We start from the raw sequence: 14430 nt of genomic DNA on the forward strand, positions 1-14430 counted from the left end.
TCATAGGCAAAAAATCTTAATATCTGCTAAGCAAATTTCTTAAGATTTTCTTAATATTCTACTAGGATATTCCATTCTCTCATTCTATCAGAGGAATAGTTTTGTTCACACCACTATTTCGTTATGATTATTGCTGCTACTAGACGATAAAAAGTGGTTTTCATCCTCCATTGATGAAAACCACTTTTTTTATTGCTTTGCCTTTATTTGCTCCCGAATCTTTTCAAGCTCCTCAAGGGACAATTCCCCTAATGACTCTTTTATTTCTTCTTCCATGCGCTTGCGGTTTTTCTCTCGGTATAGATTCCACCAGTCACGAAGTCCTTCTGTTTGATCCAATATGTAATCAATATCGATTTCTTCTACCTCATCATCCGAAATATACTCCAACACTGCTGCTAGCATGCGGTTTAATTTTTCTACTTCTCCCTCTTTCTTTTTCGTATTCGTCGGTTCCTTTTCTACTTCTTCGCTAATCTCTTCGTCTTTGCGAGGCATTTTTTTCTCCTCCCTATATTCCTGTTTTTTTTCTAGTATTCCCGTAAGAAAAAAGCACTATTCTTTCAATAGAGGAGAAAGACAACACTATAGCGAATAAATTAATATGATTTTGCGTTTAAGGAGTGTGGGAAATGAAAGCACGTCATGAAGTGTTATTTAAACAATTGGAAACCTATCGGAAGGAACTTTTAGGGACTGTTGAAAAGGTGACAGACGAGCAAGCGGAAATCATCCCAGATGGATTTAATAATAATATCCGCTGGAATCTCGGTCATCTTTATCTCGATCAGTTTTTATGGATCGAGGCATTAACAAAAGTAGCCTCTCCTACTTCGAAGCAATTTAATCAATGGTTTGGTTTCGGTACAACACCAGCTAACTTTGTAGAAGAAACGCCATCCTTTAAGGAATTAAAAGAGCTTTTAAAAGCTCAACCACAAGAAATATTAGAGAAATATCGCAATGAGCTTGAAAAAGAATATCCCCCAATCGATATGGGCATGCACACAATCGAACAAGTATTAATTCGAACGATTTTTCATGAAGGCATGCATTTACAGGCGATAAATGATTTGAAAAGGTTTATTTAGAGATATTTGGGAAGAAAAAATGGCCCTATGAAATCGTTAAGCGAAATTATGTTTACCATATTCTCATTAGAAATAATCGGTAAAAGTTTTATTATCTAAAGCAACGAAGGATTCGGATCCTACAAAAAATCAAAACCACTGAACAAACAATTTCAGTGGTTATTATCTGTATCTATAAAAAAATGACTACATTATCTCGTTTTGGTGTCTTTAACACTATAAAAGCTATTCACTTTCCCCTTTTACTCGTCTATTTTCCTCTTGTTTTAACCAATATCTAATACCCTTTCCAGCCAATGGTTCATCCTTATATCTTGGTATTAGGTGAAGATGACAATGAAAAATCTCTTGGTTAGAAACTTTTCCTACATTCCATCCTATTGTATAGCCATCAGGAGAATGGTAATTATCTATAAACTTTTTTGCCTCATGTACTAGCTCATATGTATCGTTCCACTCTTCTTGTGTTAATTCAAAGACGTCCTTGTGATGTTTTTTAGGAATTATTAAACCGCTACCCTCTAAGATACCTTGATGTTTGTTATGTTGCAAAAAATAACATGTTTCATTCTCCAGGACAATATTTTGGTCCCTATCTTTATGTGGATTACATAAAGGACAATCTAAATCATAAGCCATTTTTCCTTCTCCTATAACTATCTCTTTATTCATCCGCCACATCACCAAAAAATATCAAATTCCCCCCTAAGCATCACAATCAATGCTTATCTTTGCCTGCAATTTTCTCAATCAAAGCTGGCAACCAATCATCCAGATTAGTGAACACAAAGCCCGCTTTTCCTGCCTTTTCCGTATTCATATACCATGTGGCAGGAATGGCAAATGGGGAGGTGTTTTCTTCGTCCCCTTTTAACGTTATTTTCGCAGCATGCCCTGTAACCTTTTCAATCATACGGATTAATTCTCCCATTGAAATTTTCCCATCTGCGGTTGCATTAAATGGTCCTTCCACGTCTGAAAAACCTGCCCATTTTAGAAACATAGCAGCTTCTGTGGCAAGAATAAAGGACATTTCTGCATCCATATTAACAAAGCCAATCGTTTTTCCTTGCTGAATCCGCTCCACATGAAAATGCAAACGACCTGTGTAATCATCTTCCCCTAACACGATAGGGAACCTTACTGCCACAACTGGAAATGTTGCATACTGAAAGAAAACGGCTTCTGCTTGTCGCTTTCCTTCGTTATATGTAAATGCCTCTTTATCTCCCCATGCTATCGGATAATGATACGGATCAAAGTCTTCTTCTCTCTTTTCCATTCCATCTGCAGCATACGTCGATAAGGAAGAAGTAAACACAAGCTTGCCAATGTTCCCGTTAAAAATCTCACAAAAATCTCTTGCTTCATTTGATGTATAGCAAATATTATCATAAACAATATCAAATTTTCGACAGTCAAAATGATTAATAAGTTGTTCCTTCATAGATCGATCACCGATGATATGCTCTACTTGATCGCCAAATGAATGACTTGTTGTCCCACGGGTCATAATCGTAACCTGATGCCCCTCTTCCAATAACATTTCCACAAGCTTTTTTCCGAAAAAACGAGTTCCACCAAGTACTAATATTTTTTTCATTCTTTTTATCCCCTACTCTTTGATTTTACTTTAGAAATTCCATAAAGAGGAGCTATTTCCTCCTTTTTAATCCATTATATTATTTCCAAAAAACTACATTATTTTGCAATAAAATATTCTGCATTCAAAATTTGTTCTTTCTAAATCCCAGATGTAACGCCCTGAACAATTTGGCACCCATTATTCCACATTTCTGCGTGTCGTAATTTCGCTAAGTGAAATATTCTTTCCAGCTTTGTTCCTTTGTAATCGTTAATTCCCCCTGTTCAAACACCCTATCTTCTTCCTCTGAAATCGCACAAAAGCCGTTATTTAACACACAATGCCATGCTTCAAAATCAGAAAGGAGCACTTTTTTATCAGGTATTTATACTGTTAAACATACAATTTTTGTACCTTTCTGAAAGAGACTTTCATGCTTTAAATTCGGTTTTTTCATCCAAAGCCAAACTGGAAACAAACCATTATTATTCAGCCTCTTATCCATTTGTTTGATCATCCATTGATAAGAATGGAGGAAATCTTTATCCACAAACTTCTCATCCCCAATGAAGTAGCCGATTTGATTTAAGATTTTTACCACTTCGGTTGCTTGGTTGGTGAAGTATATAGGCATCAATCAAGCTCCTTATCTTTTATTTCGCTATTTCAGAAAAATCATCGTTATGGTAATATTAAACAAAAAAGGAAAGGAAATTCTATGAAACAGAATTACTATAGCGTTGGATCTTTTACTATTTTTTCCGTATCTTCTGTGGCTTACATCCTTGCGTTTTTTATGAGTCTCCATTTTCCCAATACTCTCTCTATAATACTCCTTTGGCTTTTTCCTATTATTGGGATAATCTTCGGTTGCTTAGGAAAAAAAGGATTCTTCAAAATTTGCGGCCTTATCGGTAATGTCCTTCTTTTTATATTAATGGTTGTAATCCCTTTCGTTACCTCATTTTTTTGGAATCAACCTTGATTTCATTTAATGATCTTATAAATATTGACAGGGGGTATTTATTTGCAACAAAAACAATCACTTCTATTAATCATACTTATTAATATCGTCATTTTTTGTTTACATCAGTATTTATTCTTTTATGTTAAAGTTTCCGATTTCCTTTTGCAGCTTTTATATTTTCTTATCACTTTTTTGCCTTTAAATGTATGGTTTTGGCGCAGTAAATTTAAGATAAATTTTTATCATCACTGGGTATGTATTTATATAGGACTCCTATGCTCCACTTTCTTTTTCTTTCTGTTTAAAACTTCGACAACAGATACAGCAGATTTTTTATCTATAGGCGAATTCTACTTTGATTTATTTTTAACTATATTGGTTTTTTCGTTTGGAGAGATGGTAATATTAATTTGTTTGAACGGGGTTACTTATATTTTTAGAAGATTAGTAGGCTACCACTGAAACGCTTTCATCTTCACCTCTTTATCAAAAGCAGCTATAATAAGCGTCTGAAATCTTTATTCAAACAGGGTTTCTTCCATTTAACAATAAATAAAGGTATTTAAATGTCCTCTCAGCAAGGACATTTAAATACCTTTTGTCTTTTTATGGTGCCAGGCACCCCTAATTGGCACTCTTAATGATTCTTTGCTTAAACCCTTTTGTAAGTGGCACTACGATAATGCCGGCAATGACTAATTGCATTATATTACCTGGGACGGAGCCGAATGGCAGGATCCAGTTTCCATAAAGAATTACTTCTGTAAAATAGTAGCCGACAACTTTAATGATCATGGCAACAACAACTGCCAGTACGTATACAAGAGATTTTTTTCCAGGCAGCTTTTCCACAATAAGTCCAGCTATATACCCCATAGTACCAACGATAACAAATGTGAACGGAGCCCATAATGTCCATCCTGACATTATATCAAATAAAGCCATTCCAAAAGCTCCTACAATCGCACCTGACTTCTTGCCAAAAATAAACGCAGCAATCAAAAAAGGAACGTTACCCAAATGGATTAGTCCCCCATTTCCCATTAATGGCAGCCTAATGTTGATAAACATTGTAGCAAGAAACGTTAAAGTAATAAATAGAGCATTGAGAACCAGCATTCTCGTTTTGTTTTGTTCAGTCGTAAACATGCAAATCATCCTCTTCTTTCAAGTGTTAGTTTTTCAGTTTAAAAAAAAGAATCTCCTCTTCTTCCATGATTACTAGTATAATAAAAACTGACAATATAAAAAGTGTCAATTTTTATAAAAATAACATGGTCAGAGAGGAGGGGTCTCGAATGGATATGCTTATGTTTGAATTGAATAAAAACACAACAAAACCCTTGTATGAGCAGCTTTATATAGGTATCAAAACCGCTATTTTGAGCCAGCAAATTGAAGTTGGAACACAATTACCCTCCAAAAAAAAATTGGCTGATTTTTTAAATATCAGCCAAACAACGGTTGAAGTGGCATATGCTCAGCTCGTTGCAGAGGGATTTATTGTATCAAAGCCGCGGATTGGTTTTTTTGTAGAGGATATAAATGAATTACCTTATATTGAGACAGAACATGTTGAGTTGCCTATGGAGGAAACGGAGAAAAAAACAATCCAATTTGACTTTCACCCTGGAAAAATCGATACAGACTCCTTTCCTTTTTCACAGTGGAGAAAGTATGCAAAAAATTTATATGATACCCCGTCGAAGGAATTGCTACAAATTGGAGAACCCCAAGGGGAATACACTTTACGGACGGAAATAGCCAAATACCTATATCAATCGCGTGGGATTGTATGTAAGCCGGAGCAAATTGTGATTGGTTCAGGAACAGAACAACTCTTTCCTATGATTTTAAGGTTGCTAGATCATGATTCAAACATAGCCCTTGAAAATCCTGGCTATTCAGCAAGCCCCAGGATTCAACTAAAAAATAAAGCGATCCCTATTCCAGTTGATGAAGACGGATTGATGGTGGAACACCTTGAAAAAACAAATGCGAATGTCGTCTACATTACGCCATCTCACCAATTTCCCACAGGTGCCGTTCTTTCTGCTACAAGAAGAACACAATTATTGCAGTGGGCAGCAAAAAGTAAAAATCGCTATATCATTGAAGACGATTACGACAGCGAATTTCGTTACACTGGTAAACCCATTCCCGCCTTACATGGGATGGACCAAAACGATAAGGTAATTTATCTAAGTACATTCACCAAGTCATTAATGCCATCATTGCGATTGGCCTATTTTCTTTTACCAACAACCTTGCTGAAAAAATATAAGGAAACATTCAGTTATTATTCAGCAACTGTCCCAAGATTCGACCAGCATATAGTAGCCAGCTTCATGAGAGACGGTTATTTTTCAAAACACTTAAACCGTATGCGGAAAATTTATCGGAAGAAACATGATAAACTGACTCATATTTTTAAAACTCATTATCCTGAAGTTATCATCACTGGAGATCAAGCCGGGATGCATATTTTAATTTCCCTTCCGCTACAAAAAAGTGAAAATGAGTTAAAAGCCATCGCAGCAAAAAGTCATATCTCCATTTATCCTTTAAGCGATTATCTGTTAAAACCAATCGAATATAAGCATCCAACATTCCTGTTAGGATTTGGAGGCATCCCATTAGAGAAAATCGAGGAAAGCATTCACCAATTAATGCAATGCTGGGAAATGGCAAAATAGTTAAGCTTGTACTAACTCCAGCTAGAATTTCTGTTTGGCTTTATACTATTGCGCAGTATTATGTAAGAAGTACGTGTTAATCCTTCTATTATTGAATAATAAAGAAAATGTACAACACTATAAGAAGGAATGTCATATAGGTAAATTTCTTTTTTAAACTATTCAACTTGTTCCTTATCGGTGGTAAATATCTTAATTTTATGCCTATATTTTTCAGAATCCAAAGCATTTTCTCCTTGAATAAATAAAATGACCCACCTTGGCGTGGTGGGTTCTGTTACTTTTAATCATGATATATATATGGATTGAGATATGTAAAGCATTGAATTTAGACACCAATAATGTATTCATTTTTAGTGCCGTTATTTTTCAGGACACTCTACTTGTTAACAGACCAATGATGCGGATATTCCTCAGTTGGTAATCATTAGCAACTGGTTCAGAAATAGGAATGTAAAGCTATTGCTATTCGATAAACACTTCCTTATCAACTCTTTATTGAGAAAGCACTACTTAATAAGAATTAGCTTGTTGTGACTATTTCAACCAACTCTTCAATAGTTCCCATACATTTTTGGACTTCCGATAAATGATAAAATGTACTAGTAGTATCTAGATTATTTACTTCATCATTTGGTGAATAGAGATATATTCTTTTTCCTTGTCCAAGAGCAATACCTAATTCGATATGACTTCCTTTACCAGCTGGTAATATCACGATTATAATATCAGCATCCATGACAGCATTTTTTTCATTTAGTCCTATTTCTCTTAAATCCTCAATTGTAGAGGCACTCTCATTTACCGTCCAATCATATGTATAGATGTATCCTTTATTTTGTAAATTCTTACTCACTAAGCGAACTATTTCAATGTTTTTAAAACTTGATGCAACGTAAAATCTTTTCAATTAATCTGACCCCTTTGTAAAGTTAAACTCCCCCGATAGCGACATAAGAGAAATGCACCTTTTCTTTATAAAAAATCACCATATAATTTAATAAATTTCAATATGGTGGACTTGAATTTTATGCCAAACAGCTTTCCAATTCTTCTTATTGATTCTTTCCTCATAAATAACAGCTCGTTCTTTCGTCTCTCTAAAATATGGTGTGGGCTTTAACTCTAAATTTAATACATCTTCTATACCGCAAGGAGCAGTAAGAATTAGTTTATTATTCTTGTCTACTTTCACTCCAAGAGCAGTTGCAGTCTCTGGAAATTTTGAAATAGCATCTTCTGAAGATATATAAGGTGGGATATCATTGAGAACGTGCATTCTTGCTTCATTCTTAACAGACCAAGGTATATCAGGTAGAATTACTCTCAATTCAGCTTCTAAATTTTTTTCGGTCCTCTCGTCAATATTTTTTTCGTCAAAATATATAACATCCACATCTGGTATATTAGTTCTTATTTCAAAACCATGCATTGTGTCCCAAACTTTAGAGCGTGCAAGCCCTGCCCTAACTATGATTTTCATAACCCATCCACAACAATCCAATATATCTTCAATATTTTCATTTCCATCGAGGTCTTCTTTTGCTTGATGAACTTGATTCTTTAGGTTCATTAGATGTTCGTTACCAAGTGTTGTATCTGCCTTATAATTAGGTAAATGGCCGCTTAAATCTTCTCCAAATACACAAATACTATGCGTTTTAATCATAAAAGGTATTATAGAAAATTTATTTGTTTCTAAAACATCTTTTATGTAATAGAAACTAAGTTCCACTCCATTTACTATGATGTATTTTTTGTTTAATTCTTGTTCAACCTTGTCTATCCATTTTAAGTCTATATCATTGATTTCTTTATTCGTAATGGCAAATGTATCTAAATCTGAAACACTATCTATACCTAATCCACGAGAAATGGATCCTCTAATATATATACTATGTAGGTCTTCTCCTAAGTGAGTTTTGCATTTTTCTACTATCTTTTCAATCACCTTGTAAAATTCAGGTTTAATTTTGTTTAGACTTGAATCATTTATTATAAATCCTTTAATATCCGTCGGACAAAAACGTCCAATATTTTTAATTTGCGTTAACCTATCTCTCCTTTTATTTGTTCCTGTTCACCTGCGCTGGAATGGAACGAGGGTTGAAGAATAGCCCCCGTTAGCTGAACAAGTAACTAGCTCACCACTTTATTCAAGTGTTATACCTAAGCAAAATAAAATGATTGCTTGTTGAACATATATTAAATTCTTTTTAAATTCGTATCCAACAAAATAATTTGAAGAGATAACATCACTTCTTACTTCTTCATTTCTAAAAAAAGGTGGGCAGGGGTTTAACATTGCATGTTTATTAGCTAATTTCATCTTTTCTAAAGTAATTTGATACTGGTTTATGTATTTTTCTGTTCTTAATTCAGATGGCAACGAATCAGTTAAAACAATGTCGCTAAAAGATAAAACAGATTCAAGTTTAGTATGAAATTTATAATTCCGATTGTCTGACCCTAACTCAAAACCCCTGATACAAATTTGATTAAAATTAGGTCCATTACTTCTGCAATGTTCTTCCAAGACCTTGAAATATTACTTTTTGGTCCAACAAAGGTATAAACTAAATCTCTATAGTTTTCTTTTACTTCCCTAATTGAATACAAGTCAGATAAAATTTCACAAGGGTGATTTTCCGAAGTCATAGCATTTATTATAGGGACTGTTGAATACCTTGATAATTCCTGTATTTTAGAAAAATCAGAATGTCTGACAATCACCCCATCTGCCCAATTAGAGACGTATTGTATAACATCCTCTAATTCTTCTCTTTTATCTAAACTTTCTGGAGGAAAAAGCATTGCTTCCCCACCCAAGGCTTTTATTCCTTTTTCGAAAGTAATTCTTGTCCTTAAACTTGATTCCGGGAAGAATAATACAAATTGTCTTCCATTTAAAACATTGATATTACCTTGATTTTTTATCTTTGCAGCTAAATTGAATATATGATTTACTTTTTTTACAGACAAATCATTGATGCTTAATAAATTCAAAAAGTCAACTCCTTTGTTTTAAAGTAGACCGCCTAATCCTCTTCACTAAAATCATATCGCTTTACCAAAAATATCACCCTTTAAACACTCACCTGTTTGTTCATTTTTCTCAGGAGAGTGTAAGGATGCTTATACTATACGAAAATAGTAAGCTACATCGGTAACTCTGCCGAGTAAATTCGATTCAGGCAACACCGCTACCAAAGTAAATCCGAGTTTTTCAATTAACTTTTTTGACTCCATATTTTTATTATCTATAGTAGCAAATAGGCATTTAAGGTTTAATGTGCTTTTACAATGCTCAATGACCGCGGAAACCGCTTCATACGCAAAACCACATCCCCAATGCTCCCTCATGAAGCGATAACCAATTTCGCCAAGATACCTTCTGCTATTTCTGGAATCATTACATCACCGATGAATTCATCAGTATCTTTTAATGCGACAGTCCATTTTGTTTCATTACTGTTCCTAACCATTTCTAACATTGAGTGTTATCACGAGGGGGATTACTTCCAAGAAATTCTCTTACTTCATCATTGTTAAACATTTTAAGCATATTGGGAATGTCTTTTCCCTCTCTCGGACGTAAAATCAATCGTTCTGTTTGAATTTTCGGTGCTTCTTTTTTTGCCATGATTTATTCCAGCCTTTCGTACCTTATATAAATAATCTATCAATGTGTACGGTATTGAACTTCATCGTTTGTTATCTCCTTATGAAATTTATAATATAATTCGATACCGATTATTTGGATTCCTTCTTCAAGTAACCTGCCCCATTAGTACCTTATTAGATAAAAGGGCATTCATCCATCTTGGATTAATGCCCCCGTTACTTTAAGTATACTAATTCACAATCCAAATTATAATTTTAACATAAGTTGCCAATTCCTTAGTTATTTATCAGAGGAATTAGCTTAGTTATTAGGGCGTGTTTTGCTAATGAATTATTCAGTTGACACAAATTTATGTCATCTTGGTAAAATAAGTGCCAAATAAGTAGCCATTTCTCTTTCTTTTTGTAGATAAACATTGTTAAACCAACAAAAATTAGCAATCCATTTTATATGCTAATGGGATTGCTAAAAGGTTTGTTATTTTATGTTTTGTACTATTAAACCGAACCAGGTTAGTATGATGGCACGCTGCTCTGCTTATATTTATTCAGTATGAAGTAACAATTGATCTAAATCCATTATTTTAATTTTCTTTTTCGGTAACTGTTTAATCAATCCAAGTTCTTCTAGAGTAGTAAATTTACGGCTGATTGTTTCTGGTGTGGTACCAAGATACGAGGCTAAATCCTTTTTGGACATTGGTAAGGTAACCGTTGGACTATTGCCACTTCCCTTTTCAACATTTTCAGCTAAAAAGGATATAATGCGGGATTCTACATTTTCAATTGCTACTTGTGTGGTTTGTTTTTCAGAATCCTTCAAACGTATCGTTACTTCTGACAGTATTTTTAATGGGATCTGCGGATATTCCACCAAATACTTCAGTAAATCCTCTCGTTTAATTAAACAAATGGATGTATTTTGTAGTGCTTCCGCATAATTTTCATGAACACTTCCAGGTTGGAAAATGGCCACTTCACCTGTAAAATCACCTGGATTTAAAATGCGAACAAGTTGTTCTTTTCCGGAATCCGATAAGCGGTAAATCCGAGCCTTACCTGAATTGATAATATATAAGGTGTCATCTTCCTCACCTGCACGGAATAACATTTCCCCTTTTTGTAGATGAAGTGTCTTGGCAGATTCCGCAATCAAATCCATTTGTGAGTCTTCCAGATGGTTGAAAATGGGAACGATACGAATACATTCTGTATGTCCATGTTGGTGATGACAACATTGATTTTGTTCCAAAATAACCTCTCCTTTTTATAAAAAGCCCAAGAGGGCATCTTAGGCTTCCATTCTATTTACTCGATTAAGCAGGTTTTACCTTTGATTTGACAACAGGATATCCTAAGTCTTCAATTGATTTTTCGATATCGTTAATAGCGACTGCATCTGAATCAAAGTCTACTTTTACTTTACTTGCATTGAATAATACTTTCAAGCTACCTTGATGAACACCGTTTATTCCTTTCACCGCATTTTCAATCTTTTGCATACAAGATGGGCAAGATAAGGTTTCTATTTGAATGGTTGCTTTTTGCATAAATCATTTCCCCTTTCTTATTTTAACGATCGTAAACCAAGTTCATTCTTTTGGTTTTGATTTATTTTAAGCCTGATAGGCATTATCTACTTCTGATAACATTTCGTAGGTGCCTGCATATGTTTCACAAACATCTCCAGGAATGGTGTAGTTGTCTGTGATTTTTCGTAATTGAGCAAATTCAGCATCTAAGTCAGGTTTGTTCGTACCTGCGTCCTTTATCTTTTTACTGATTTTATCGAATAGTTCACGTACTTCAAAGGCTTCTGGATGGTTCTTACCATGGGCCCGTGTAATCGCAGTAGTGTATAAATCCAGTTTTTCAAAATGGTTTGTTATTATTTCGTTAAATGTTTGTTCAGACATTATTATTTCCCTCTTTCTATAAATAATTTTTGTTATGTGTGTTTGTCTTAGGCAGATTTTACTTTTGATTTAACGACGGGGTATCCTAAGTCTTCAATTGCCTTTTTGATATCGTTAATGGTGATCGTTTCTGAATCAAAATCTACTTTTACTTTACTGGCATTGAATAATACTTTTAAGCTATCTTGATTAACCCCGTTTAATCCTTTCACCGCATTTTCAATCTTTTGCATACAAGATGGACAAGATAATGTTTCTAATTGAATAACTCCTTTTTGCATGAATTATTTCTCCTTTCATCTTATCTTTGATTTTTTTGTTTTCCCTCTTCTTTTTTACAATTTAAGTATAGTTCAGGTTCAACGAAATGAAATTGATGCAAATCAAGTTTTAAGAAAAAGTAGGGGCGTATTTTGTTCTTCCTACCTGAATACTTCCCCTTTATCATTCATCAAGACTGGTTTCTATTAAAATTATTCTCTCAAACGGTATCGAAGCAATCTCATACCATTCAAGATGACTACTAAGATACTTGCTTCATGAACCAACATCCCGATTGACATATTCATCCATTCACTAAATAGTAGGCTGGCAAGTAAGACTAATACCACACCAACTGCTATGGTAATGTTCTGTTTCATGTTTCTTGAAGTTGATTTTGCTAAGCCTAATGCGTGTGGTAAACGACTAAAGTCAGAATTCATTAAAACAACATCTGATGTTTCAATTGCAACATCTGTTCCACTTCCCATGGCGATTCCGATATCCGCTAAGGCTAATGAAGGACTATCATTCACTCCGTCACCGACAAAGGCAATGATTTGGCCTTTTGCTTGCATTTTTTCAATATATGCTGATTTTCCTTCTGGAAGCATATGACCGTGTGCTTCTGTTAATCCAAGTTCTCGAGCAACTAAATCTACGGTTCCTTGGTTGTCCCCTGAAAGAACGACTAGGTTTTTGACTCCAAGTTTTTTTAGGTTTTGAAGATTTTTTTTAACACCTGGGCGGATTTGATCCCGAATACCCATCAGAACTTTTAATTCTCCGTCGACCGCAGTTAACACAAGAGAATTCCCATTTTTCTCAAAGCGTTCGACATCTTTTTTAGCTTTTTCACTTAATTTCACATTATCTTTTTCCATTAAAGCTACGTTACCAACGGCTATACGATGAACACCTATTTTTGCTACAATTCCGCCACCTTTAACGACTTCGGTTTCTTCAACAGTAGATAAAGTTGTCTCGCCAATATCCTGTAGGACAGCTTTTGCTAGTGGGTGGTCCGATTCACGCTCCACACTTGCTAAGTAACCTAGAACTTCTTCAGTATTGTTTCCGTAAAATTCTTTTTCGGCAACTTCAGGGTTTCCTACTGTCAATGTTCCTGTTTTATCAAAAACGATAGTATCTACTCTGCTAAAGTCATTGATAACTTCACTACCTTTTAGGAGGACACCATTACGTGCACCGTTTCCGATACCGGCAACGTTGGATACAGGAACCCCGATAACTAATGCACCTGGACATCCTAAAACAAGAATCGTGATAGCTAGTTCAATATCTTTTGAGAATAGCCAAACAATAAAACCAAGGACTAAAACAGCTGGTGTATAATATTTAGAGAATCGATCAATAAACCGCTCTGCTTCTGATTTGGAATCCTGTGCTTCTTCAACTAATTCGATAATTCTACCAAATGTTGTATCTTCCCCTACACGGTCAGATTGAATTTGAATCGTTCCATTTTCTAAGATTGTTCCCGCAAATACTTCAGAATCAACCTTTTTGCTTACTGGAACTGACTCTCCGGTAATACTTGCTTCATTGATGTGACCTTCACCTGTTAACACGGTTCCATCTACGGGGACTTTTGCACCCGTTTTGACTAATAAAATGTCACCTTCACCTACATCATCGACATCAACTTCTTCAAATTCTCCATTTTCCATTTGCTTTAAAGCACTTTCTGGTGCCAGCTCTGTTAATTCTTTAATGGCAGAACGTGTTTTGTTCAAGGTACGTTGCTCCAAGTAAGAACCAAATAAGAATAAGAAAGTAACGATGGCTGATTCCTCATAATTTTGAATCAATACTGCCCCAATTACTGCAATGGTAACTAAAACATCAATACTGACAACTTTTACTTTTAATGCCTGATAGGCTAGAATCGCAATTGGTGCTACACCAAGAATAGATGCAATGATGAGCGACCAATTGAAAATGGCCATGTTGTCTAAGGAAAATCGTCCGAAGAATGCAAGTGCAATCAAAATTGCACTGATCAGTGTAATGGAATTCTTTTTACTTAATATATATCTTTGCATGTTGATTCCCTCCAATTTCATTTTCATTTGTATTCCTTGTTGATGACTCTAGTATAGGATGTTTCTATGAAATAAAAATTGATTCGGATCAAGTTCTATTGTAAAAGTGAAAAATTATAAAAGAACAGCAAACTAAAACGCTCAGAAAATATTCTGAGCATCTTTATCTTAATATTTAATTTTTCTTCTTCAACTAAACTGCTCCGTTACTTTAAGTGTAATTC

Annotated in this window: 18 protein-coding genes and 2 pseudogenes; 2 read left to right on the top strand and 18 right to left on the bottom strand. The window is 34.7% G+C overall.

Annotated elements, in window-relative coordinates:
• Positions 1 to 189 precede the first annotated feature (189 nt).
• Positions 190 to 498: a hypothetical protein gene (locus ACWNMZ_RS15615; protein ID WP_349204519.1), complete on the bottom strand. Its 309-nt coding sequence runs from the start codon at positions 496 to 498 to the stop codon at positions 190 to 192.
• 134 nt (positions 499 to 632) lie between these two features.
• Here ACWNMZ_RS15615 and ACWNMZ_RS15620 point away from each other — a divergent pair, with 134 nt between their 5' ends.
• Positions 633 to 1091, top strand: a complete 459-nt coding sequence (locus ACWNMZ_RS15620; protein ID WP_349204518.1) for a DinB family protein — start codon at positions 633 to 635, stop codon at positions 1089 to 1091.
• A 225-nt stretch (positions 1092 to 1316) separates the two neighbouring features.
• Here the strand turns inward: ACWNMZ_RS15620 and ACWNMZ_RS15625 are convergent, their stop codons facing one another.
• The 4 genes from ACWNMZ_RS15625 to ACWNMZ_RS15640 all read right to left on the bottom strand — a co-directional run bounded on the left by ACWNMZ_RS15625 (position 1317) and on the right by ACWNMZ_RS15640 (position 4792).
• The gene (locus ACWNMZ_RS15625; RefSeq protein ID WP_031537790.1) at positions 1317 to 1730 is read right to left on the bottom strand and encodes an HIT family protein; all 414 of its coding nucleotides are present in this window, start codon (positions 1728 to 1730) and stop codon (positions 1317 to 1319) included.
• Positions 1731 to 1809: 79 nt separating this feature from the next.
• Complete coding sequence (locus ACWNMZ_RS15630; protein ID WP_031537789.1) at positions 1810 to 2694, bottom strand: NAD-dependent epimerase/dehydratase family protein; 885 nt, start codon at positions 2692 to 2694, stop codon at positions 1810 to 1812.
• 367 nt (positions 2695 to 3061) lie between these two features.
• The gene (locus ACWNMZ_RS15635) at positions 3062 to 3310 is read right to left on the bottom strand and encodes a DUF3841 domain-containing protein (protein WP_231512558.1); all 249 of its coding nucleotides are present in this window, start codon (positions 3308 to 3310) and stop codon (positions 3062 to 3064) included.
• Between the two features lie 957 nt (positions 3311 to 4267).
• Positions 4268 to 4792, bottom strand: coding sequence for an ECF transporter S component (locus tag ACWNMZ_RS15640; protein WP_435406662.1), 525 nt, complete (start codon positions 4790 to 4792; stop codon positions 4268 to 4270).
• Positions 4793 to 4941: 149 nt separating this feature from the next.
• Here ACWNMZ_RS15640 and pdxR point away from each other — a divergent pair, with 149 nt between their 5' ends.
• Positions 4942 to 6339 carry a MocR-like pyridoxine biosynthesis transcription factor PdxR gene (gene pdxR, locus ACWNMZ_RS15645; RefSeq protein WP_441132097.1) on the top strand — a complete coding sequence of 466 codons (1398 nt, stop codon included), beginning with the start codon at positions 4942 to 4944 and terminating at the stop codon, positions 6337 to 6339.
• Between the two features lie 523 nt (positions 6340 to 6862).
• Here the strand turns inward: pdxR and ACWNMZ_RS15650 are convergent.
• The 13 genes and pseudogenes from ACWNMZ_RS15650 to ACWNMZ_RS15710 all read right to left on the bottom strand — a co-directional run bounded on the left by ACWNMZ_RS15650 (position 6863) and on the right by ACWNMZ_RS15710 (position 14206).
• Positions 6863 to 7249, bottom strand: a complete 387-nt coding sequence (locus ACWNMZ_RS15650) for a group-specific protein (protein WP_349204514.1) — start codon at positions 7247 to 7249, stop codon at positions 6863 to 6865.
• An 87-nt stretch (positions 7250 to 7336) separates the two neighbouring features.
• Positions 7337 to 7822, bottom strand: a complete 486-nt coding sequence (locus ACWNMZ_RS15655) for a nucleotidyltransferase family protein (protein WP_396953872.1) — start codon at positions 7820 to 7822, stop codon at positions 7337 to 7339.
• A 270-nt stretch (positions 7823 to 8092) separates the two neighbouring features.
• A pseudogene (locus tag ACWNMZ_RS15660) lies at positions 8093 to 8290 on the bottom strand (nucleotidyltransferase domain-containing protein); the annotation flags it as partial.
• A gap of 201 nt (positions 8291 to 8491) precedes the next feature.
• Positions 8492 to 8875 (bottom strand): hypothetical protein, encoded by a 384-nt coding sequence (locus ACWNMZ_RS15665; RefSeq protein ID WP_449598679.1) that lies wholly within the window; start codon positions 8873 to 8875, stop codon positions 8492 to 8494.
• Positions 8809 to 9345: a hypothetical protein gene (locus tag ACWNMZ_RS15670; RefSeq protein ID WP_197030888.1), complete on the bottom strand. Its 537-nt coding sequence runs from the start codon at positions 9343 to 9345 to the stop codon at positions 8809 to 8811. Before ACWNMZ_RS15670 ends, ACWNMZ_RS15665 begins: the two co-directional genes overlap by 67 nt.
• A 264-nt stretch (positions 9346 to 9609) precedes the next feature.
• A pseudogene (locus ACWNMZ_RS15675) lies at positions 9610 to 9702 on the bottom strand (hypothetical protein); the annotation flags it as partial.
• The gene (locus ACWNMZ_RS15680; RefSeq protein ID WP_349204513.1) at positions 9699 to 9833 is read right to left on the bottom strand and encodes a hypothetical protein; all 135 of its coding nucleotides are present in this window, start codon (positions 9831 to 9833) and stop codon (positions 9699 to 9701) included. The gene ACWNMZ_RS15680 and the pseudogene ACWNMZ_RS15675, both read right to left, overlap by 4 nt.
• Positions 9827 to 9982: a GNAT family N-acetyltransferase gene (locus tag ACWNMZ_RS15685; protein ID WP_155986754.1), complete on the bottom strand. Its 156-nt coding sequence runs from the start codon at positions 9980 to 9982 to the stop codon at positions 9827 to 9829. Before ACWNMZ_RS15685 ends, ACWNMZ_RS15680 begins: the two co-directional genes overlap by 7 nt.
• A gap of 525 nt (positions 9983 to 10507) precedes the next feature.
• A complete protein-coding gene (locus ACWNMZ_RS15690) occupies positions 10508 to 11215 on the bottom strand; it encodes a Crp/Fnr family transcriptional regulator (RefSeq protein WP_031538005.1) in 708 nt (235 codons plus the stop codon).
• Positions 11216 to 11279: 64 nt separating this feature from the next.
• Complete coding sequence (locus ACWNMZ_RS15695; RefSeq protein WP_235252688.1) at positions 11280 to 11513, bottom strand: heavy-metal-associated domain-containing protein; 234 nt, start codon at positions 11511 to 11513, stop codon at positions 11280 to 11282.
• A gap of 66 nt (positions 11514 to 11579) precedes the next feature.
• Positions 11580 to 11879: a hypothetical protein gene (locus ACWNMZ_RS15700; protein ID WP_031538007.1), complete on the bottom strand. Its 300-nt coding sequence runs from the start codon at positions 11877 to 11879 to the stop codon at positions 11580 to 11582.
• Between the two features lie 47 nt (positions 11880 to 11926).
• Positions 11927 to 12160, bottom strand: coding sequence for a cation transporter (locus ACWNMZ_RS15705; protein ID WP_441994010.1), 234 nt, complete (start codon positions 12158 to 12160; stop codon positions 11927 to 11929).
• A gap of 192 nt (positions 12161 to 12352) precedes the next feature.
• Positions 12353 to 14206 (bottom strand): heavy metal translocating P-type ATPase, encoded by a 1854-nt coding sequence (locus ACWNMZ_RS15710; protein ID WP_449598680.1) that lies wholly within the window; start codon positions 14204 to 14206, stop codon positions 12353 to 12355.
• Between the last annotated feature and the right edge of the window lie 224 nt (positions 14207 to 14430).

It is taken from the genome of Niallia sp. Marseille-Q9988 (assembly GCF_976954375.1).

Coding starts and splice junctions, on each gene's coding strand:
- ACWNMZ_RS15630 (WP_031537789.1), bottom strand. CDS start 2,694: ATGAAAAAAATATTAGTACTTGGTGGAACTCGTTTTTTCGGAAAAAAG.
- ACWNMZ_RS15635 (WP_231512558.1), bottom strand. CDS start 3,310: ATGCCTATATACTTCACCAACCAAGCAACCGAAGTGGTAAAAATCTTA.
- ACWNMZ_RS15640 (WP_435406662.1), bottom strand. CDS start 4,792: ATGTTTACGACTGAACAAAACAAAACGAGAATGCTGGTTCTCAATGCT.
- pdxR (WP_441132097.1), top strand. CDS start 4,942: ATGGATATGCTTATGTTTGAATTGAATAAAAACACAACAAAACCCTTG.
- ACWNMZ_RS15700 (WP_031538007.1), bottom strand. CDS start 11,879: ATGTCTGAACAAACATTTAACGAAATAATAACAAACCATTTTGAAAAA.
- ACWNMZ_RS15705 (WP_441994010.1), bottom strand. CDS start 12,160: ATGCAAAAAGGAGTTATTCAATTAGAAACATTATCTTGTCCATCTTGT.
- ACWNMZ_RS15680 (WP_349204513.1), bottom strand. CDS start 9,833: ATGTTAGAAATGGTTAGGAACAGTAATGAAACAAAATGGACTGTCGCA.
- ACWNMZ_RS15625 (WP_031537790.1), bottom strand. CDS start 1,730: ATGGCTTATGATTTAGATTGTCCTTTATGTAATCCACATAAAGATAGG.
- ACWNMZ_RS15620 (WP_349204518.1), top strand. CDS start 633: ATGAAAGCACGTCATGAAGTGTTATTTAAACAATTGGAAACCTATCGG.
- ACWNMZ_RS15655 (WP_396953872.1), bottom strand. CDS start 7,822: ATGAAAATCATAGTTAGGGCAGGGCTTGCACGCTCTAAAGTTTGGGAC.
- ACWNMZ_RS15685 (WP_155986754.1), bottom strand. CDS start 9,982: ATGGCAAAAAAAGAAGCACCGAAAATTCAAACAGAACGATTGATTTTA.
- ACWNMZ_RS15710 (WP_449598680.1), bottom strand. CDS start 14,206: ATGCAAAGATATATATTAAGTAAAAAGAATTCCATTACACTGATCAGT.
- ACWNMZ_RS15615 (WP_349204519.1), bottom strand. CDS start 498: ATGCCTCGCAAAGACGAAGAGATTAGCGAAGAAGTAGAAAAGGAACCG.
- ACWNMZ_RS15695 (WP_235252688.1), bottom strand. CDS start 11,513: ATGCAAAAAGCAACCATTCAAATAGAAACCTTATCTTGCCCATCTTGT.